This is a genomic window from Amycolatopsis sp. lyj-112 (assembly GCF_046549055.1).
Taxonomy (GTDB): domain Bacteria; phylum Actinomycetota; class Actinomycetes; order Mycobacteriales; family Pseudonocardiaceae; genus Amycolatopsis.
Genome location: NZ_JAJPWS010000001.1, coordinates 959,776 through 978,159 on the forward strand (window position 1 = coordinate 959,776; position 18,384 = coordinate 978,159).

18 protein-coding genes are annotated in these 18,384 nt (G+C 67.8%); 9 read left to right on the plus strand and 9 right to left on the minus strand.

Annotation, left to right across the window (positions count from 1 at the left end; translation table 11 throughout):
- Nucleotides 1-40 precede the first annotated feature (40 nt).
- The gene (locus ACLJRL_RS04625) at nt 41-547 is read right to left on the minus strand and encodes a DUF3093 domain-containing protein (RefSeq protein ID WP_410654718.1); all 507 of its coding nucleotides are present in this window, start codon (nt 545-547) and stop codon (nt 41-43) included.
- A 24-nt stretch (nt 548-571) separates the two neighbouring features.
- Here ACLJRL_RS04625 and dut point away from each other — a divergent pair, with 24 nt between their 5' ends.
- Complete coding sequence (dut, locus tag ACLJRL_RS04630; RefSeq protein WP_410654719.1) at nt 572-1,054, plus strand: dUTP diphosphatase; 483 nt, start codon at nt 572-574, stop codon at nt 1,052-1,054.
- Nucleotides 1,054-1,713: a DUF3710 domain-containing protein gene (locus tag ACLJRL_RS04635; RefSeq protein WP_410654720.1), complete on the plus strand. Its 660-nt coding sequence runs from the start codon at nt 1,054-1,056 to the stop codon at nt 1,711-1,713. The genes dut and ACLJRL_RS04635 overlap by 1 nt, the downstream gene beginning before the upstream one ends.
- Nucleotides 1,714-1,949: 236 nt before the next feature.
- Here ACLJRL_RS04635 and ACLJRL_RS04640 read toward each other — a convergent pair whose 3' ends face one another.
- The gene (locus ACLJRL_RS04640) at nt 1,950-2,660 is read right to left on the minus strand and encodes an alpha/beta hydrolase (RefSeq protein WP_410654721.1); all 711 of its coding nucleotides are present in this window, start codon (nt 2,658-2,660) and stop codon (nt 1,950-1,952) included.
- 117 nt (nt 2,661-2,777) lie between these two features.
- On the opposite strand from ACLJRL_RS04640, the gene ACLJRL_RS04645 reads away from it, so the two are divergent.
- Both ACLJRL_RS04645 and ACLJRL_RS04650 read left to right on the plus strand, forming a co-directional pair.
- Complete coding sequence (locus ACLJRL_RS04645) at nt 2,778-3,158, plus strand: OB-fold nucleic acid binding domain-containing protein (RefSeq protein WP_410654722.1); 381 nt, start codon at nt 2,778-2,780, stop codon at nt 3,156-3,158.
- A 9-nt stretch (nt 3,159-3,167) separates the two neighbouring features.
- On the plus strand, nt 3,168-3,911 hold the full coding sequence (locus ACLJRL_RS04650) for a DUF3159 domain-containing protein (protein ID WP_410654723.1): 744 nt from the start codon (nt 3,168-3,170) through the stop codon (nt 3,909-3,911).
- Between the two features lie 101 nt (nt 3,912-4,012).
- Here ACLJRL_RS04650 and ACLJRL_RS04655 read toward each other — a convergent pair whose 3' ends face one another.
- Both ACLJRL_RS04655 and ACLJRL_RS04660 read right to left on the minus strand, forming a co-directional pair.
- Entirely contained in the window at nt 4,013-4,669 is a 657-nt protein-coding gene (locus tag ACLJRL_RS04655; RefSeq protein ID WP_007033567.1) for a potassium channel family protein, read from the minus strand.
- Entirely contained in the window at nt 4,669-5,334 is a 666-nt protein-coding gene (locus ACLJRL_RS04660; RefSeq protein WP_410654724.1) for a potassium channel family protein, read from the minus strand. The genes ACLJRL_RS04655 and ACLJRL_RS04660 overlap by 1 nt, the downstream gene beginning before the upstream one ends.
- A gap of 97 nt (nt 5,335-5,431) precedes the next feature.
- Between ACLJRL_RS04660 and ACLJRL_RS04665 the strand changes: the two genes are divergently transcribed.
- The 3 genes from ACLJRL_RS04665 to ACLJRL_RS04675 all read left to right on the plus strand — a co-directional run bounded on the left by ACLJRL_RS04665 (nt 5,432) and on the right by ACLJRL_RS04675 (nt 9,195).
- A complete protein-coding gene (locus ACLJRL_RS04665; RefSeq protein WP_410654725.1) occupies nt 5,432-7,489 on the plus strand; it encodes an APC family permease in 2,058 nt (685 codons plus the stop codon).
- A complete protein-coding gene (locus ACLJRL_RS04670; protein WP_410654726.1) occupies nt 7,486-8,691 on the plus strand; it encodes a class I SAM-dependent RNA methyltransferase in 1,206 nt (401 codons plus the stop codon). Before ACLJRL_RS04665 ends, ACLJRL_RS04670 begins: the two co-directional genes overlap by 4 nt.
- Before the next feature lie 150 nt (nt 8,692-8,841).
- Nucleotides 8,842-9,195: a hypothetical protein gene (locus tag ACLJRL_RS04675; RefSeq protein ID WP_410654727.1), complete on the plus strand. Its 354-nt coding sequence runs from the start codon at nt 8,842-8,844 to the stop codon at nt 9,193-9,195.
- 226 nt (nt 9,196-9,421) lie between these two features.
- On the opposite strand, the gene ACLJRL_RS04680 is transcribed toward ACLJRL_RS04675, so the two are convergent.
- Nucleotides 9,422-10,009, minus strand: coding sequence for a TetR/AcrR family transcriptional regulator (locus tag ACLJRL_RS04680; protein WP_410654728.1), 588 nt, complete (start codon nt 10,007-10,009; stop codon nt 9,422-9,424).
- Nucleotides 10,010-10,100: 91 nt separating this feature from the next.
- Here ACLJRL_RS04680 and ACLJRL_RS04685 point away from each other — a divergent pair, with 91 nt between their 5' ends.
- The gene (locus tag ACLJRL_RS04685) at nt 10,101-10,901 is read left to right on the plus strand and encodes an SDR family NAD(P)-dependent oxidoreductase (RefSeq protein WP_410654729.1); all 801 of its coding nucleotides are present in this window, start codon (nt 10,101-10,103) and stop codon (nt 10,899-10,901) included.
- On the opposite strand, the gene ACLJRL_RS04690 is transcribed toward ACLJRL_RS04685, so the two are convergent.
- Genes ACLJRL_RS04690 through ACLJRL_RS04700 form a run of 3 tightly spaced genes read right to left on the minus strand, consistent with a single transcriptional unit; the run spans nt 10,898 to nt 15,455 of the window.
- Complete coding sequence (locus tag ACLJRL_RS04690) at nt 10,898-12,451, minus strand: GMC family oxidoreductase (RefSeq protein ID WP_410654730.1); 1,554 nt, start codon at nt 12,449-12,451, stop codon at nt 10,898-10,900. The two genes, ACLJRL_RS04685 and ACLJRL_RS04690, sit on opposite strands and share 4 nt — an antisense overlap.
- Complete coding sequence (locus ACLJRL_RS04695) at nt 12,448-13,959, minus strand: APC family permease (protein WP_410654731.1); 1,512 nt, start codon at nt 13,957-13,959, stop codon at nt 12,448-12,450. Before ACLJRL_RS04695 ends, ACLJRL_RS04690 begins: the two co-directional genes overlap by 4 nt.
- A 17-nt stretch (nt 13,960-13,976) precedes the next feature.
- Nucleotides 13,977-15,455, minus strand: coding sequence for an aldehyde dehydrogenase family protein (locus tag ACLJRL_RS04700; protein WP_410654732.1), 1,479 nt, complete (start codon nt 15,453-15,455; stop codon nt 13,977-13,979).
- A 216-nt stretch (nt 15,456-15,671) separates the two neighbouring features.
- On the opposite strand from ACLJRL_RS04700, the gene dxs reads away from it, so the two are divergent.
- Nucleotides 15,672-17,576, plus strand: coding sequence for a 1-deoxy-D-xylulose-5-phosphate synthase (gene dxs, locus ACLJRL_RS04705; protein ID WP_410654733.1), 1,905 nt, complete (start codon nt 15,672-15,674; stop codon nt 17,574-17,576).
- Nucleotides 17,577-17,641: 65 nt separating this feature from the next.
- On the opposite strand, the gene ACLJRL_RS04710 is transcribed toward dxs, so the two are convergent.
- Complete coding sequence (locus tag ACLJRL_RS04710) at nt 17,642-18,343, minus strand: DJ-1/PfpI family protein (RefSeq protein WP_410654734.1); 702 nt, start codon at nt 18,341-18,343, stop codon at nt 17,642-17,644.
- Nucleotides 18,344-18,384: the final 41 nt, after the last annotated feature.

The window sequence follows — 18,384 nt, forward strand, 5'->3', positions numbered from 1 at the left end:
AATAAGGGGGCCGGCCATGGTGCCGGCCCCCTTTCCCGTGTCAGGAGCTTTGGACGCCGTCGCGCGCCGGGTGGCGCAGCAGTTCGGCCACTTTTTCCGGGTGCCGGGTGCTGAAGAGCCAGTACGGCGTCGGGTCTTCGGGGTCGGTGAGCCACACCCGCACGACCGGGCCGACCCAGCCCCGGTGCAGCACGAACGCCGCCGGATCGGCGTCGCGGCCGAGAGCCTTGCGCTTCTCTTCCTTGCCGATGACCTCGACATCGCCCACGAAGCGCAGCGGCAGATGCGCGTCCCGCAGCCACAGCTCCGGCCGGTCATCGCCGGTGACCTTCACCCGTGACCGGCCCAGGGAGAGCATCAGCGCGATCACGGCGGGGATCAGGACCACATACGGCAGCCATCCGCGGAGCCCGGGATAGCCCATGTCGATCTCCGCGGCCAGCAGCCCGCCGCCCAGCAGCGGCAACGGCCAGCCCCACCACGGGACATAAAGCCGCTCGGAATGCTTGATGGTGCCGCCTTCGGCCGCGTTCACGCTTTCACCCACGCGTTCAGGGTAGTCTCGCCGCCCGTGTCCACCGTTCAGGTACTGCTTTCCCGGATCGACCCTTCGGTCCCTCTCCCTGCCTACGCGCGTCTCGGCGACGCGGGCGCCGACCTCGTCACCACCTCGGATCTCGTGCTCGCGCCGGGCGAACGCGGCGTGGTCGGGACGGGCGTCGCGATCGCCCTGCCGCCCGGGTACGCGGGCTTCGTCCACCCGCGATCGGGCCTGGCCGCCCGAGCCGGCCTTTCCGTGGTGAACACCCCCGGCACGATCGACTCGGGGTACCGCGGTGAGATCCGCGTCTGCCTGATCAACCATGATCTCACCGAGAAGGTCGTGCTCACCCGCGGCGACCGGATCGCTCAGCTGGTCGTGCAACGGGTCGAACAGGCCGAGTTCGTCGAGGTCGCCGAACTCGAGCCGTCCGAGCGCGGCGAGGGTGGGTATGGCTCCACGGGCGGACACGCCAGACTGGGAGCCGGAGTCAGGGAAGGAACGGAGAACTAGTGGGGATTTTCGGACGCAAGCGCGAGGCGAAGTCCAGCGGACGGCACGCCGCGCCCGAGGTCGAGGACCGCACCGGTGACGTCGAGGACGGTGGCGAGGAGATCGAGCCGCAGCTGTCGGAGACCGAGGACGGCCCCTTCGACGTCGCCGACGCGCCCGAGGACGGCCTCCCGAGGATCGACCTCGGCTCGGTGAAGGTGCCGGTGCCGGACGGTTCCCAGGTGCAGGTCGAGATGGACCCGGACAGCGGCGGCGTCCGCGCCGTGCACGTCGTCACCGAACAGGGTCAGATCACCGTCAGCGGTTACGCGGCGCCCAAGTCCGGCGGGCTGTGGAAGGACGTCAGCACCGAACTCACCGAGCAGCTGCGCGCCGACGGCGCCAAGGTGTCGGTGGGCATGGGGGAGTGGGGCCTGGAGCTGTCCGCGATCGTCGGCGACGTCGCGCTGCGGTTCGTCGGGGTCGACGGCCCGCGCTGGATGCTCCGCGGCGTCATCGCCGGGCCGCAGTCGCAGGCCTCGCAGGCGCCCGCGGTGCTGCGCGAGATCGTGCGGCACACCATCATCGACCGCGGCGACGCGCCGATGCCGGTCCGCACCCCGCTGACCATCACGCTGCCCGACGCCGTCGCACAGCACATCGCCGAGCAGCAGGGTTGATTTAATCGCGCTGTGTTTATTTGATCGCGCGCTGACGAAAACTCGCCGAAGGGGCGTCGTTTCGTAGGCAACTCACGTTGCGTGCGGAGGCGCCCCTTCATCGAGTTTTCGTGGGCCTTCGGCCCGAAAGAGGGCGCGCGACGGGTGAAGTCTCCGTCGGGCGCGGGGCGCCCTTGGGGAGACCGTGTGGTCGAGGCAGCGTCGGTCGGGAGCCCGTGGTGTCGTTGGCCCGTTGGCTAGCTGGTTGCTTTAAGCCAGGCCAGCACGGTCGCCCGGCCCAGGGATTCCCGGTCCGCGCCGAGGGCGGTGAGCGTCGACTCGCCGACCTCGGCGCGCGGCAGGGCGGCTGCCCAGGCGTGGGCGACCTCGGCCGGATGGATCGGGTCGTCGACGCACGCGCCGATCCCGGCGGGCACGTCGAGGCCCTTCAGGTCCTCGAGTGCCGGGGCGGGATGGGACGCCGCCGTCCGCAGGCTCGCCGCGAGCCCGTCACCGTGCCGTCGCCACGCCCGGCCGAGCTCCGCCGAAAGCCACTCCGGTACACCATCGGACGACTTCGCCAGCGCGCCGTCGACCCCGTTTTCGGCCACCAGATCGGCTGACAGCCGCGCGGCCAGCGACGCGGGTGCTCGTCCGGCGGGGCCGTTCCAGGCCGGGAGCGCGGCCAGCAGGCCGGTGCAGCGGCCCGGATTCCGGACGGCCCACTCGGCCGACAGATGCGCCCCGAACGAGATGCCTCCGACGAGGAGCGGACCGTGTTCGGCGGCCAGCCTGTCCAGCTCGGTCAGATAGCCCTCGGCGAGGCGGTCTCCAGGGGGTGGCGGCGGGGCCAGCAGAGGGATGCCGAGCGTGCGCAGCGGGCCTTCGAACACCCTGCGTACGAACACTTCGTCGGACCCGGTGCCGGGCAGTACGACCGCCGTCGTGGGCGGAATGGCGGAGGACACGGTGCGATCTTCTCCCAAACGCATCTTGAATCACATGATGCCCTGGCCCGAGCACAGTTACGCTGGTTTACGCACGGGCCGTTCAAGTCGGGGGCCCCGGAGCACAGGAGCACCGTTATGTCCGCCAAAGACGGCGGCTACTTCAGCCGGTTGGTTCGTAAGCTGACCAGCGACGTCGAGGATCTCGACGCCGACGACCTGTCCCAGAAATCCGAGGCCGGCGGTGCGCAGCGCGCGTGTGATTGCCGATCGGGTGAAGAGGTGACGGTGCTCGGCAGAATCCGCAGTGTGGAGCTCTGCCCGACCAACGAGGCCGCGACACTGCAGGCCGAGCTGTTCGACGGCACACAGGGTGTGACGCTAATCTGGCTCGGACGCCGCCGGATCCCCGGAATCGAACCCGGGCGAACCATCAAGGTGCGCGGCCGGATGGCCGAACGTGATGGCCAGAAGGTGCTTTACAACCCATATTACGAACTTCAGAGCACTGTGAGTTGATCCCGCATCGTGACTGAACCCGCCAGCGGCGAACCGAAGAAGACCGGGGAAGAGCCGGACGGCGAAAAGCCCCAGCCGACCCTGTTGGAACAGATGGGTGGGCTGTCGGGGCTGTTCTACTCCTCACTGCCGGTCATCGTGTTCGTGATCGCGAACTCCATCTTCGGCCTCACGGTGGGTATCTGGGCGGCGGTCGGCAGCGCGGTGGCGATCACCGTGCTGCGGATCGTGCGCAAGGAGCCGCTGCAGCCCGCCATCTCCGGATTCTTCGGGGTGGCGATCGCGGCGTTCATCGCCTACCGGACAGGCTCGGCCAAGGGCTTCTTCCTGTTCGGTATCTGGACGAGCCTGGTCTACTTCGGTGTCTTCGTGCTCTCGATCGTCGTCCGCTGGCCGCTCGCCGGCGTGGTGTGGAACGCGCTCAACGGCAGCGGCCACGCCTGGCGCAAGGACAAGAAGTCGCTGATCGCCTATTCGATCGCGACCGGTGCCATGGCGCTGATCTTCGGCGCCCGGTTCGTCGTGCAACGCTGGCTCTACGACGAGGACTACACCGGCTGGCTGGCCTTCGCGAAGATCGCGATGGGCTACCCGCTGTACGCGCTCGGCCTGCTCACCGTCGTCTGGGCGGTGCGGCGGTCGGACAAGCACCTCAAGGCGCAGGCCGAGGAGGAGCCTCCCAAGGAGACCGACGCCGAGGTCGAGGCCCGCCTGCGGGAGAAGTACGCGCAAGCGCCCGCCGTGGAGAACTAGACGCGCTCGTCAAGACCCCGATGCTATGAACGGCCCGTTACTTGCGAAATTTGCAAGTAACGGGCCGTTCATAGCATCGGCGAGTGAGGTGACCGGGCCGCTCAGTACCCGAGTGCCGTCCGGATCTCCGGTTCCACGTCCGAGGTGGCCACGAACAGCAGCTCGTCGCCCGGCTCCAGCGGGTCTTCCGGCTGCGGCACGATCACGCGGTCACCGCGCAGGATCGTCACCAGGGCCGCGTCACGCGGCAGGTTGATCTCGCTGACCGCCTTGCCCGCGAGCGGCGTCTCCTCCGGGAGGGTGAGTTCGACGAGGTTCGCCTGGCTCTGCCGGAAGGTCATCAGCCGCACGAGATCGCCGACACTGACCGCCTCTTCGACCATCGCCGCGAGCATCCGCGGTGTCGACACGGCGACATCGACGCCCCAGGCGTCGTTGAACAGCCATTCGTTGGCGGGGTTGTTCACCCGCGCCACCACCCGGCGCACCGCGAACTCGGTCTTCGCCAGCAGCGACACCACCAGGTTCGCCTTGTCGTCACCGGTCGCGGCGATCACGACGTCGCACTGCTCGATGCCCGACTCTTCGAGGATCGACACCTCGCAGGCGTCACCCAGCACCCAGTCCGCCTGTTCGACGGTGTGCGGCTCGAACTGGTCGGCCTCGCGCTCGATGAGCATCACCTGGTGGCGCCCGTCGATCAGTTCCGCGGCGATCGACCGGCCCACCGCGCCGGCACCGGCAATCGCGACCCGCATCAGTTCTCCTCTTCCGGTTCGCGAGCGGCGACGCTGGTCACTTCGCTGACGGTGCCCGACTTCGCCGCGACGTAGACGACGTCATCGGCTTGGATCACGGACTTGGCGTCGGGCAGCACGGCGGTGCCGAACCGCATGATGAACGCGACCCGCGCGCCCGAGGTGTCCTGCAGTTCGCGCACGCTGCGCCCGAACCACCCCTCGTGCAGCGGGAGTTGCAGGAGCGCGACGTTGCCCGACGGGTCTCGCCATTCGGAGGCGACGCCGTCGGGAAGCAGGGTGCGGAGGAACCGGTCGGTCGTCCAAGGGACGGTCGCCACGGTCGGGATGCCGAGCCGTTCGTAGACCGCCGCGCGCTTGTGGTCGTAGATCCTGGCGACGACCTTGTCGATGCCGAAGTTCTCCCTGGCCACCCGCGCGGAGATGATGTTGGAGTTGTCACCGCTGGACACCGCCGCGAAGGCACCCGCGCGTTCGATCCCGGCCTCGATCAGCACCTTCCGGTCGAATCCGACGCCGACCACCTGCTGACCGTGGAAATCACTGCCGAGCCGCCGGAACGCCTGCCGGGTCTTGTCGATGATGGCGACGTCGTGCCCCAGCCGCTCCAGCGCCGCGGCCAGGGATGCGCCGACCCGGCCGCATCCCATGATCACCACGTGCACGCCCTGCCTCCTTAGTTCTCGGACGTTCACCCGTCCGCAGGTACCCAGACATACCAGCGCCGAACCTACCGTGAGGAGCGACCGTTAGTCTTCTGCGGTGTCGAAGTTCCCCACCGTATTGAAGAGGCTGGTCCTCGGGCGCCCGTTCCGTAGTGATCGCCTCGGTCATACGTTGCTTCCCAAGCGCATCGCGCTGCCGGTTTTTGCCTCCGACGCGCTGTCAAGCGTCGCGTACGCGCCCGAAGAGATCTTTCTGACCCTCAGCGTCGCAGGCCTGTCCGCCTACGCTTTCGCGCCCTGGGTCGGGGTGGCCGTCGCGCTGGTCATGCTGGTCGTGGTCGCGTCCTATCGGCAGAACGTGCACGCCTACCCCAGCGGCGGCGGGGATTACGAGGTCGCCAACACCAACCTGGGCGGCAAGTTCGGTCTCACCGTGGCCAGCGCGCTGCTGGTCGACTACGTGCTCACGGTGGCGGTGTCGACGTCGGCCGGGGTGGCGAACATCGGTTCGGCCCTGCCGTGGGTGGCGCAGCACAAGGTGATCGTCGCGGTCGCCATCGTCGTCGTGCTGACCGCGCTGAACCTGCGCGGGGTGCGTGAATCGGGCCGAGCGTTCGCGATCCCGACCTACGGGTTCATCCTCGGCATTTTCGGCATGGTGGTCTGGGGCCTGATCGAGGCGGCCTCCGGCGCCGACATGCGGGCCGAGAGTGCCGGGTTCGAATTGCACGAAGAAGCCTCTTTGACCGGTTTCGCGTTCTTCTTCCTGCTGTTGCGGACGTTCTCCTCCGGCGCGGCGGCGCTGACCGGGGTCGAGGCGATCAGCAACGGTGTCCCGGCGTTCCAGAAACCGAAGTCGAAGAACGCGGCCACCACGCTGCTGCTGATGGGGGTGCTCGCGGTGACGATGCTGATCGGCATCATCACGCTGGCGATCATCACCGAAGTCAAGTTCGCCGAGCATCCGGCGACCCAGCTCACGGGCACTCCGGCGGGTTACGAGCAGAAGACCATCGTCGCGCAGATCGCGCAGGCGGTGTTCGCCGACTTCACCCCGGCGTTCTACTACATCTCCTTCGTCACCGGCATCATCCTGCTGCTGGCGGCGAACACCGCGTTCAACGGCTTCCCGGTGCTCGGGTCGATTCTCGCCCAGGACCGCTATCTGCCGCGCCAGTTGCACACCCGTGGTGACCGGCTGGCCTTCTCCAACGGCATCCTGTTCCTCTCAACCTTCGCGCTGGTCCTGATCATCGCGTTCGACGCCGAGGTCACGAAGCTCATCCAGCTCTACATCGTGGGTGTGTTCGTCTCCTTCACGATCAGCCAGCTGGGCATGATCCGCCACTGGAACCGCTTGCTGACCAGGGAAACCGAGCCGGCGGTGCGGCGGCGGATGCGACGTTCGCAGACGGTCAACGCGATCGGTTTCACCCTGACCGGCACCGTGCTGATCATCGTGCTGATCACGAAGTTCCTGCTCGGCGCCTGGATCGCGATCGCGGCGATGGTGGCGATCTACGGCCTGATGACCGCGATCCGCAAGCATTACGACCGGGTCGCCGAGGAATTGCGCGAAATGGAGCGGAAGCCGGTCGTATTGCCTTCGCGTAATCATGCGATCGTGCTGATTTCGAAGCTGCACCTGCCGACGTTGCGCGCGCTTTCCTATGCGAAGGCCGTGCGGCCGGACGTCCTCGAAGCCGTCACCGTGAACGTCGACGACATGGAGACGCGCAAACTCGTGCAGGAATGGGACGACCACAATTTCAAGGTGCCGCTGAAGGTGATCGAATCGCCGTATCGCGAGATCACCAAACCGGTGCTGGACTACGTGAAGCGCGTGCGCGGGGACAACCCGCGCAATGTGGTGACCGTGTTCATCCCGGAGTACGTCGTCGGGCACTGGTGGGAACAGGTGCTGCACAATCAGAGCGCGTTGCGGCTCAAAGGACGCCTGCTGTTCCAGCCCGGGGTCATGGTGACCAGCGTGCCGTGGCAGCTCGAATCCTCGGAAAAGGCGATCAAGCGCGACCGGAAGGCGCGCCCGGCGGCGGGCGACGTCCGCCGCGGGTTCTCACCCGTCGCCAAGCAGCCGAAGACCACCGTCGTCGAACCCAAGACCAAGACCAAGACCAAGGAAAAATCTGAATGACTGTGGACGCGTCGACCGGCACCTGGCTCGGACGGACGATCGAACTCGAGGTCGGCGCGGTCGCGCACGGCGGGCACTGCGTCGCGCGGGCGGAGGGACGGGTCGTGTTCGTGCGGCACGCGCTGCCCGGCGAACGGGTCCTGGCTTCGATCACCGATGACAAGGGCGGTTCGTTCTGCCGCGCCGACGCCGTCGAGGTCATCGAGGCTTCGCCGGAACGCGTGGAGCCGCCGTGCCCGCTCGCCGCGCCGGGGGAGTGCGGCGGCTGCGACTGGCAGCACGCGTCCCCCGGGTACCAGCGTGAACTCAAGGCGACGGTGGTCGCGGAGCAGCTGAAGAGGCTGGCCGGGATCGAGCGCGAGGTCGTCGTCGAAGCACTCGACGGCGGGCCGCTGGACTGGCGCAGCCGGGTCCGCCTCGTCGCGGGGAAGGACGGCCGCGCGGGTTTCCGGGCGAACCACAGCCATCGCGTGGTCCCGATCGACGACTGCCCGATCACCGTTCCGGGCGCGCTCGAGGACGTGGTCTCGCGGAAGTGGCGTCCCGGCTCGGAAATCGAGGTCACCAAGGACGGTGACGGCAACGTGCACCTGCGGGACCTCTCGACGGTGCACGGGAAGACCAAGCCGCGGCAGCTGACGGGCGGGCTCGCCGTGCAGCACGCGGCCGGTCGCGACTGGCGGTTCGACGCCCACGGTTTCTGGCAGGTGCACCCGGCCGCCGCGGACACGCTCGCCTCCGTCGTCGCCGAATGGGCCGAAGCCCCGCGCGACGGTGTGGCCTGGGACCTCTACGCCGGTGTCGGCCTCTTCGCCTCGGTGCTCGCCGAGCAGGTCGGCCCGGGCGGGCGGGTCCTGGCCGTGGAATCCGGCCGCCGCGCGGTCTCCGACGGCGAAGAGAACCTCGCCGACCTGCCGCAGATCCGCTGGCGCTCGGGCCGTGTCGAGCACCTGCTGGCCGACGCCCCGAAGCCGGTCGACGTCGTCGTCCTCGACCCGCCCCGCAAGGGCGCGGGCAAGGCCGTCGTCGAGTCCATTGTGGAGGGATCGCCGGACCGGATCGTCTACGTCGCCTGCGACCCGGCGGCACTGGCCCGCGACATCGCCCTGTTCGCCGGGCACGGCTACGGCCTCAGCGCCCTGCGCGCCTTCGACGCCTTCCCGATGACGCAGCACGTCGAATGCGTTGCGTTGCTGCAATAGTCGCGCATTTGTAGACCATCGGAATGGATATCGCGGCGAATTCGCGGACAGGCGTCAGGTGAGCTTGTCCGGGCGCTGAGTGCTGGCTAACTTGATTCTCGTGGTGACGAGGAAAAGTGGGTCGGCGAGGTCGTGAGTGGCATTCGAATCATGGACCACATCGCGCTTCCTCCGGGAGTCAAAGCCGAGGAATTCGTTTATCGGAACGGTAAGAAACAGATCATCTACACGGCGCCGTATCCATCCGAGGGTCCGGTGTTCGTGCGGGACACGCTGGGGCGGCCGGCGTGGATGTTCATGTACGCCCATTTCGTCTTCACCTGGGCGGAAGGCGCGGTCCACGTACAGGTCAGTCACGGCACGCTGAGTGGATCGAAGATGCTGCTGTGGAAGAGCGTCAAGATCGCCGCGTCCTGGTCGGGGCCCGCGCTGGCGGAGTTCGGCACGGCGTGGGCCTTGGAGCAGGTCGCGAGTCCTTGCCGTGCAGGCGGCGGTTCCGCGTGATCAGACGGACGACTCGCGTGATCAGACGGACGACTCGCGTGATCAGACGGACGACTCGCGTGTTTGGACGGACGACACGCCTCGCGGCTGGATTCCACCCCGTGTCGTCCGTCTGGACACGCTCGCCGTCCGTCCGGACACGCGTGTCGTCCCCGCAGTCACGCGAAACCGCCGTCCGCGCACCGGCCAGCAGAACCACACTCTTGACCCTGACGACCCGAATCACTCACGACGCGCCTTCTGTACCGGACATGGGGCGGCCCAGTAGCGCACTGGCGACGGATTCGATGTGCGGCGCCAGATCTTCGGTCGTCGCCTCGGTGATGGCGGGGGTGCCGACGACGGAGCGGAGGATGCCGATGCCGAGCAGCCAGGCGCTCAGCAGTTCGCTGCGCAATTGGTCGTCCGGGCCCGTCGCCATTTCCCGGAGAACGTCGACGTAGTGGTTGCAGACCTCTTCGCGCATCCGCTCGCGGGTGCTTTCGTGGCCGGACGAGCGCAGCATCGCGACCAGGGGGTGCTCCCCGCCGAACCGCGTCCAGTCCTGGAACACCACCGAGCGCATCATCCGCGCGACCATTTCCTCCGGCGGGCCGTCCAGGAGGGGGGAGGGGTCGCCGGACGCGGTGGCCTCGTCGAAGAGACGTTGCTTCGAGCCGAAATACCGGAAGATCAACGTCGGGTCGACGTCGGCGTCGCGGGCGACGTCGCGCATCCCGGTCGCGTCGAAGCCATCGCGGGCGAAGCGGAGGCGTGCCGCTTCGAGGAGTCGTTCCCTGGTGGCCTCGCGGTCGCGTTTCTGCTTGCCCGTCACTGTTCTCCCTGAAGTCATCGCTCGTTGACATAGTACCCGAGGACGGCTAGCTTCGAATAAGTCACCAGTCGATGACTTATGGGGTGCGGACATGAAGAACTTGGTCGTGGCAGGCGGAACCGCGGGAATGGGGCTCGGCCTGGCCCGTCATTACCTGCGCGAGGGCGCCCACGTGACCGTCATCGGGAGGGACGCCGAGAAGGGCCGTCGCTTCCTTGGCGAAGCGGGGGAGCGCGGCGCGTTCATCCAGGCCGATCTGACCGTGGTCGCCGAGAACAAGCGGGTCATCGAGGAGGTCAAGGCCCGTCACGCATCCCTCGACGGACTCGTGAACACCGCGATGCGCCACTTCTCGCGCCGGGTGGAGACGGTCGACGGCTTCGAGGGAACGTTCTCGCTCTACTACGTCAGCAGATTCGTGCTCGCCTACGGGCTCACCGAACTGCTGGAGAAGGGGACCGACCCGGTCATCGTCAACGTCGGCGGAGTCGGCGTGACGAAGGGAAGGATCCCTTGGGACGACTTGAGTTTGAAGCAGGGCTACAGCGGTATCAAGGCGGTGCTCCAGGCCGGGCGGGCGACCGATCTGCTCGGTGTCGCGTACGCGGCGAATCATGTGGGCGGGCGCACGCGCTACCTGCTGCACCATCCCGGATTCACCGACAGTGGCTCGGATTCGCTGGCACAGCCGGTGAAAACGATCGTCAAGGTGCTGGCCAGGTTCTTCGCGCAGCCCGTGGAGAAGAGCATCCAGCCGATCATCGAGCTGATGGACACTCCCGGTGCGGGCGGGCTCCTCGCCTACGACAGGCGGGATCCGGTGGACCTATCACTGTCCACACTGGACCCCGCCGCTCGCCGGCTCTATGAGCTGACCGAACACGTGCTCTAGCCGCGCGCGTCCTCTTTGAGCATGTCCGCGCATTTCTCGCCGATCGCCATGGTCGTGATGCACGGGTTGACCGCGACCAGGAAGGGCATCGCCGAACCGTCGGCGACCCGCAGCCCCTCGACCCCGCGCACCCGCAGGCGGGCGTCCAGCACGGCGAGCGGGTCGCCGTCGCCACCCATTTTCGAGGTGCACGAAGGGTGATAGACGGTGTTGTGCGTCTTGCGCAGGTAGTCGGCGATCTCGTCGTCGGTCTTGACGTCCTTGCCCGGCGCCAGTTCGATGCCCGCCCATTCGTCCAGCGCGGGCTGTTCGGCGATCTTGCGCGCCAGTTTGATCCCGTAGGTCATCACGCGCATGTCGTGCGAGTCGCTGAAATACCGGGGATCGACCTTCGGCTTGTCCCGGTAGTCCCGGCTGCGCAGCCGCACTGTCCCGGTGGACCGGCTCCGCGTGACGTTCGGTGTCAGGCAGAAGCCGTTCTCCGTCGTCGGGTATCCCTGCCGCAGGGTGTTCATGTCGAACGGCACGGAACCGTAGTGGAACATCAGATCCGGCCGGTCGAGGCCTTCCTCGGTGGTGGTGAAGATGCCGATTTCCCACCACTGCGTGGATTCGGTGACCATCGGCTGCAGCGCGTCCCATTGGATCACGCCTTCCGGGTGGTCCTGCAGGTTCTCACCGACACCGGGGGAGTCGACGAGCACGTCCACGCCGACGTCGCGCAGGTGCGCGGCCGGGCCGATCCCGGACAGCATCAGGAGTTTCGGGGTGTCGATCGCGCCGGAGGAGAGGATCACCTCACGCCGGGCACGCAACTTCACGCCGTGGATCAGGTCGTCGGCCAGGTATTCCGCACCGGTGCAGCGTTTACCGTCGAACAGCAGCCGCCGGACCCGGGCGCCGGTGATGATCTCCAGATTCGGCCGGCTACCGATGATCGGGTGCAGATAGGACACCGACGCCGACGACCGCGTGCCGTCCTCGCGCGCGTTGATCTGGAACCAGTTCGCGCCGTGGGTGACGGTCTTGCCCGAGTTGAATTCGGTGGTCGGGATGCCGGCCTGCTGACAGGCTTGCAGCAGTGCGACGCCGGTCGGGTCGTGCGGCGGTACCGAGCGGATCGTCACCGGGCCCGACCGGCCGTGGTGGTCGCCGGGGCCGTCGTTGGTCTCGAGCCGTTGGTACAGCGGGAAGATGTCTTCGGCCGACCAGCCGGGCAGGCCGAGCGACGACCATTCGTCGAGGTCCTCCGCGGGCGCCCAGAACGCGATGCACGAGTTGTGCGACGAACAACCGCCGAGCACCCGCGCCCGGGCGTGGCGCAGGAAGGAGTTCCCGGAATCCTGCGGCTCGACCAGATAATCCCAGTCGTAGCCGGATTCCAGCAGGCCCATCCATTTCGTGAGCTCCAGCACCGCCGGGTCGTCCACATCGGACGGTCCCGCCTCCAGCAGTGCCACGGTGACGTCCGGATCCTCCGAGAGTCTCGCCGCGACGACCGACCCAGCGGTCCCGCCGCCGACGACGATGTAGTCGAACTCTCCGGTCACTGTGCGGCCTCCTCGGGATTTGCTTCAGCGGCGTGATCGGCCAGGACGCCGCTCTTGTGCCGCAGGACGAACCAGTAGTACGCGAAACCGATGACCGCGACGGCGACGACGAACAGCACGGCGCCCCATTCGAGGTACCAGTGGTAGGGCTCGGTGGCGTTGTAGACCTCGCGGCGCGGCCAGGCCAGGTTGACCACGATCGCACCGCCCCAGAGCACGCCGAGGATGTTGACCGGCAGGCCCAGCTTGCCGAGGGAGAAGTACTTGGCGCCCGGCACCTTCGGCGGCGGCCATTCCCCGCGCAGCCGCTTGATCAGCATCGGGATGGTGACCAGCAGGTAGGCCAGGTAGATCATGATGATGCCGATACTGGTGATCACCGTGAAGATCTGCGGCTGGCCGACGTTGACCACCAGGATCAGGATCGCGATGACACCCGAGACGATCGCGGGGATCACCGGCGTCTTCGTCTTCGGCGACACCTTCGCCAGATGCTTTCCGGCGGGCAGGTTGTTGTCCCGGCCCATCGCGAACATCATCCGGATCGACGCGGACTGCACGGCCAGGTTGCACACGGTGATAGCGATGACCACGGCCAGCAGGAAGATCGTGCCGACGGTGCTGCCGAGCACGTCGAGGACGATGAACTGCAGGCCGCCGGTGGCGATCTCCGGGTTGTTGATGTCGCTCACGGCCATCAGCGCGAGGATGAGGATGAGCCCGCCGATGACGAACGACGCGATGAGCGCGCGCATGATCGCCTTGGGCGCGTTCTTGCGCGGGTCGTGGGATTCCTCACCGAGCGAGCTGGCCGTGTCGAAGCCGTACATGACGTAGGTCGACGCGAGCGAGGCGACCAGGAAGGCGCCGAAATAGCCCCAAGGCTGGTCGGCGCCGGTGTTGTTGGTCTGCATCACGACTTCGGGACCCCGGGTGATGTTCACCGCGAGCGCGACGATCAGCAGGACCGCGGCGACCAGTTCGATGAACACGCCCGCGCTGTTGATCCGGGCCATCAGCTTGACGCCCCAGGCGTTCACCAGCGTGGTGAACAGGATCAGGACGGTGCCGAGGATGACCGCGTTCAGCGCGCTGTCGTCGGAGAAGGAGAAGAACGACCAGATCTGGGGGAGCGTGATCTGGTACGCCAGCGCGACCGCGGCGATGGTGACGATCGACGCGGTGAGCATCATCCAGCCCGCCAGCCAGGCCACATGGGGGCTGCCGAGCCGTTTCGACCAGTTGTAGATCGACCCGGCGACCGGATAGTGCGCGGCCAGTTCGGCGAACGACAGCGCCACCATCAGCTGGCCGACGAACACCATCGGCCACGACCACCAGTACGCGGGCCCGCCGAAGCTGAAGCCGAAGTAGAACAGCTGGAAGGTCCCGGTCAGGATCGAGATGTAGCTGATCCCGGCGGCGAAGGTGTGGAAGTTCCCGAGGGACCTTTCGAGCTCCTGTTTGTAGCCGAAACCGGCGAGGCCGTCGTCGGAAGGAGTACTCATCGGCACTTTCCCCTTCGTCAAGCCGGCTCCCCGGAGAACCAGCGCTGAGGTGCGGGCCGGAGGTTCTGGTAGATGTGCTTCGCCTCCGTGTACTCCGCCAGACCGGTCGGGCCCAGTTCGCGCCCGAACCCGGATTGCTTGTATCCGCCCCATTCCGCCTGCGGCAGGTACGGGTGGAAGTCGTTGATCCAGATCGTGCCGTGCCGCAGCCGGTTCGCGACCCGCTGCGCGCGGGAGGCGTCGGAGGTGAACACCGCGCCGGCCAGGCCGTAGTGCGTGTCGTTGGCGATGCGGACGGCGTCGTCCTCGTCGGTGAAGGTCTCGACGGTGAGCACCGGGCCGAACGATTCGTCGACGACGGCGCTGCTGCCCTGCTTCACGTTGTCGAGGATGGTCGGCAGGTAGTAGTGCCCCTTCGCGAGCTCGCGATCGTCGGGGCGTTTGCCGCCGGTGCGCAGGACGGCGCCCTCGTCGAGGGCGGCGGCGACGTAGCGTTCGATCTTTTCCAAATGGGCGGCCGAGATCAGCGGGCCGGTTTCAGCCTTTGGGTCGAAAGGTCCACCCAGTCGGATCAGTTCGGCGCGGCGGACGAGTTCGTCGACGAATTCGTCGTGCCACTCCTGCTGGACGATCAGCCGCGTACCCGCCGAACAGACCTGCCCGGAGTGCAGGAACACCGCGGTCAGGGCGTAGTCGACCGCGGTGTCGAAGTCGGAATCGGCGAAGACGACGTTCGGGTTCTTCCCGCCGAGTTCGAGGGCGACCTTCTTGACCGTGGCCGCGGCGGACGCGGCGATGATCTTGCCGGTCGCGAGGCCGCCGGTGAAGGACACCATGTCGACGTCGGGATGTTCGGACAGCAGGGCTCCGGCCTGGGCGCCGGCGCCGAGCACGAGGTTGGCGACGCCGCCGGGCAGCCCCGCCTCGGTCAGCAGCTTCATCAGCAGGATCGAGGTGTGCGGCGTCAGCTCGCTGGGCTTGAGGACGAACGTGTTGCCCGCCGCGAGCGCCGGCGCGACCTTCCAGATGGTCTGCAGGAGCGGATAGTTCCACGGCGTGATCAGCCCGCAGACGCCGACCGGCTCGTGCACGATCCGGCTGAACGCGTCCGGGTCGCCGGTGTCGACCACGCGGCCGGCGTCGTTCCCGGCGAGTTTGCCGAAGTAGCGCAGGCACGCGGCGATGTCGGCCATGTCGTACTTGCTCTCCACCAGCCGTTTCCCGGTGTCGAGCGACTCGGCGCGGGCGAAGATCTCGGCGTCGCGATCGAGCAGGTCGGCGACCTTCAGCAGCAGCGCGCCACGCTCGGGCGCGGATGTGTTCGGCCAGGGTCCGGTGTCGAAGGCCTTCCGGGCGGCGGCGATGGCCGCTTCGGTGTCCTCACGGGTGCCCTCGGCGACCTCCGCCACCAGCGAGCCGTCCGCGGGACAGCGGATCTCCCTGCGACCGCGGCCGACCGCGTCGACCCATTCGCCACCGATGAAAAAGTCCGCCATCAAGCCCTCCGAACCGGCTCCTGCTCAACCGTCGATCAGGGATTATCGCGGGCACGGCACGTGACCGCTACTTGGCAAACGAGACCATGTTCACACCCGTGGGTGGCGAGTGGTGATTTTCTTACCTGTGACTCGTGACGCGGTGGCGGGGAGGCTCTCAGGTGCCCTCCGTAGACTGGTCGGAACGGCGGAAGAGGAATCAGGCGAGGTGGGAGAGTGACGTTGCTCGAGTCCGTGCACGGACCGGCCGACTTGAAGCGGATGAACCAGGAGCAGCTCGGTGAGCTGGCCTCGGAGATCCGGGACTTCCTGGTCGAAAAGGTCCGTCTGGCCGGTGGGCATCTCGGCCCCAACCTCGGCGTCGTCGAGCTCACGATGGCGCTGCACCGGGTCTTCGACTCGCCGAGCGACGCCATCGTGTGGGACGTCGGTCACCAGGCCTATGTGCACAAGATCGTCACGGGGCGCCATGAGGGCTTCGGCAAACTCCGTCAGCTCGGGGGCCTCACCGGCTACCCGGCGCGCGGCGAGAGCGAGCACGACCTCGTGGAGAACAGCCACGCCTCGACGGCGTTGTCCTATGTGGACGGTCTGGCGAAGGCGTTCGAACTCGGCGGGGGCGGCAGGCACGCGATCGCCGTCGTCGGTGACGGCGCGCTGACCGGCGGGATGTGCTGGGAGGCGCTCAACAACATCGCCGCGAACCCGCGCCGCCCGGTCGTCATCGTCATCAACGACAACGGCCGGTCCTACTCGCCGACCATCGGCGGCGTCGCCGACCACTTGGCTTCGCTGCGGCTGAAGCCGGGTTACGAGCGCGTGCTGGACCGCGGCAAGGAAATGCTGCGGCACACCCCCATCGTCGGCAAGCCGATCTACGCGGCGCTGCACGCGGCGAAGGCGGGCCTCAAGGACGCGCTGAGCCCGCAGATGATGTTCTCCGACCTGGGCCTGAAATACCTCGGCCCGGTCGACGGACACGACCTCGTGGCGCTGGAAAAGGCTTTCCAGAGTGCGCGCGACTTCGGCGGCGCGGTCATCGTGCACGTGGTCACCGAGAAGGGCCACGGCTACGAGCCCGCCGTGACCAACCAGGCCGACCAGATGCACCAGACCGACCCGATCGACCCGGAGACCGGCCTGCCGCCGGTCAAGGGGCCGAGCTGGACCGGCGTCTTCGCCGACGAACTGGTCAAGATCGGCGCCGACCGCGAGGACGTCGTCGCGATCACCGCGGCCATGCTGCGCTCGACCGGGCTGCACAAGTTCGCCGAGGCCTACCCGGATCGCTGGTACGACGTCGGGATCGCCGAGCAGCACGCGGTGACCTCGGCCGCCGGGCTCGCGATGGGCGGGAAACACCCGGTCGTCGCGGTCTACTCGACCTTCTTGAACAGGGCCTTCGACCAGCTCCTGATGGACGTCGCGCTGCACCGCCAGCCGGTGACGCTGGTGCTGGACCGCGCCGGGATCACCGGGCCGGACGGGCCGAGCCACCACGGCATGTGGGACCTCTCGCTGCTGGGCATGGTGCCGGGGATGCGGGTCGCCGCGCCGCGGGACGCCGGCACGCTGCGCGAGGAACTGCGCGAGGCCGTCGCCGTCGAGGACGGGCCGACCGCGCTGCGGTTCTCCAAGGGCGGCGTGATCGACTCCGTCCCCGCCGTCGAACGCGTCGGCGTGGTGGACGTGCTGCGCAAACCGTCCGGTGACGCCGACGTGCTGCTCGTCGCCGTGGGCGCCTTCGCGATGCTCGGGCTCGCCGCCGCGGACAGGCTCGCGGATCAGGGCATCGGCGTGACCGTGGTGGACCCGCGCTGGGTCGTTCCGGCGCCCGCCGAACTGGTCGCGCTGGCCGAACAGCACAAACTCGTCGTCAGCGTCGAGGACAGCGGCCGCCACGGCGGGTTCGGATCCGCGCTGGCCGCGCTGTTCCGCGACGCCGAATGCGACGTCCCGCTGCGCGACCTCGCCGTACCGCAGGTGTTCCACGAGCACGGCTCGCGCGAGGAGGTGCTGGCCCGCATCGGCCTCACCGCGCAGGACGTCGCGCGCCGGGTCACCGAATGGTCCGCGAACCTGGCGAGCCGGACGCCCGCTCCGGAGGACACGCACCGCTGAGTTCAGTGCTATGAACGGCCCGTTACTTGCAAATTTTGCAAGTAACGGGCCGTTCATAGCGCGCGTTACGCCCGCCAGACGGTGCCTCGCCGCTCGTACTCCAGCACGATTTCGGCCCGCTGGGCGGCCTGGGCGCCCAGGAACCGTTCGATGAGCCAGAGCGACACGTCCAGCCCGGACGTGATCCCGCCGCCGGTGATCAGGTCGCCGTCGTCGACAACGCGCGCGTGGATCACCTTCGCGCCCTGAGCGGCCAGGTCCGCCTTCGCGCCGCTGTGCGTGGTCGCGTTCCGGCCCTTCGTCAGGCCCGCCGCGGACAGCACCATCGTGCCGGTGCAGATCCCGACCGGCAGCGCCCGCGAAGACGCGAGCCGCCGCAGGAAGCCCTGATCGGAGATCAGCCGGTGCACGCCGGGTCCGGTGCGGTCGGTGTAACCGCCGCCTGGCACCACGAGGACGTCGGCCTCGCCCGGCGACCAGCCACGCGCGACTTCGACGGTCGTGCCGTACGTGCAGCGCACGGTTCCAGGCGGCCCCGCGGTCACGAGCGAAGAATGAACAGCGCCGCCGGTGAGTTTCCCGGCCAGCCCCAGTACCTCGACGGGCGCGGCGAAATCCTGTTCCTCCACGCCGTCGTACATCAGGATCTGGACTCGCAAGGACGAACCCGCCGAACCCGCCGAGACCGCCGAGGCCGAGGGCACGGTGACTCCGGCGGCGAGACCGGCGGACAAGGCTGAAGCGCGCAGAAAAGTTCGACGCTGCAAGACGACCTCCCAGGTGATGTAACCCAGTGGTCGTACGGAAA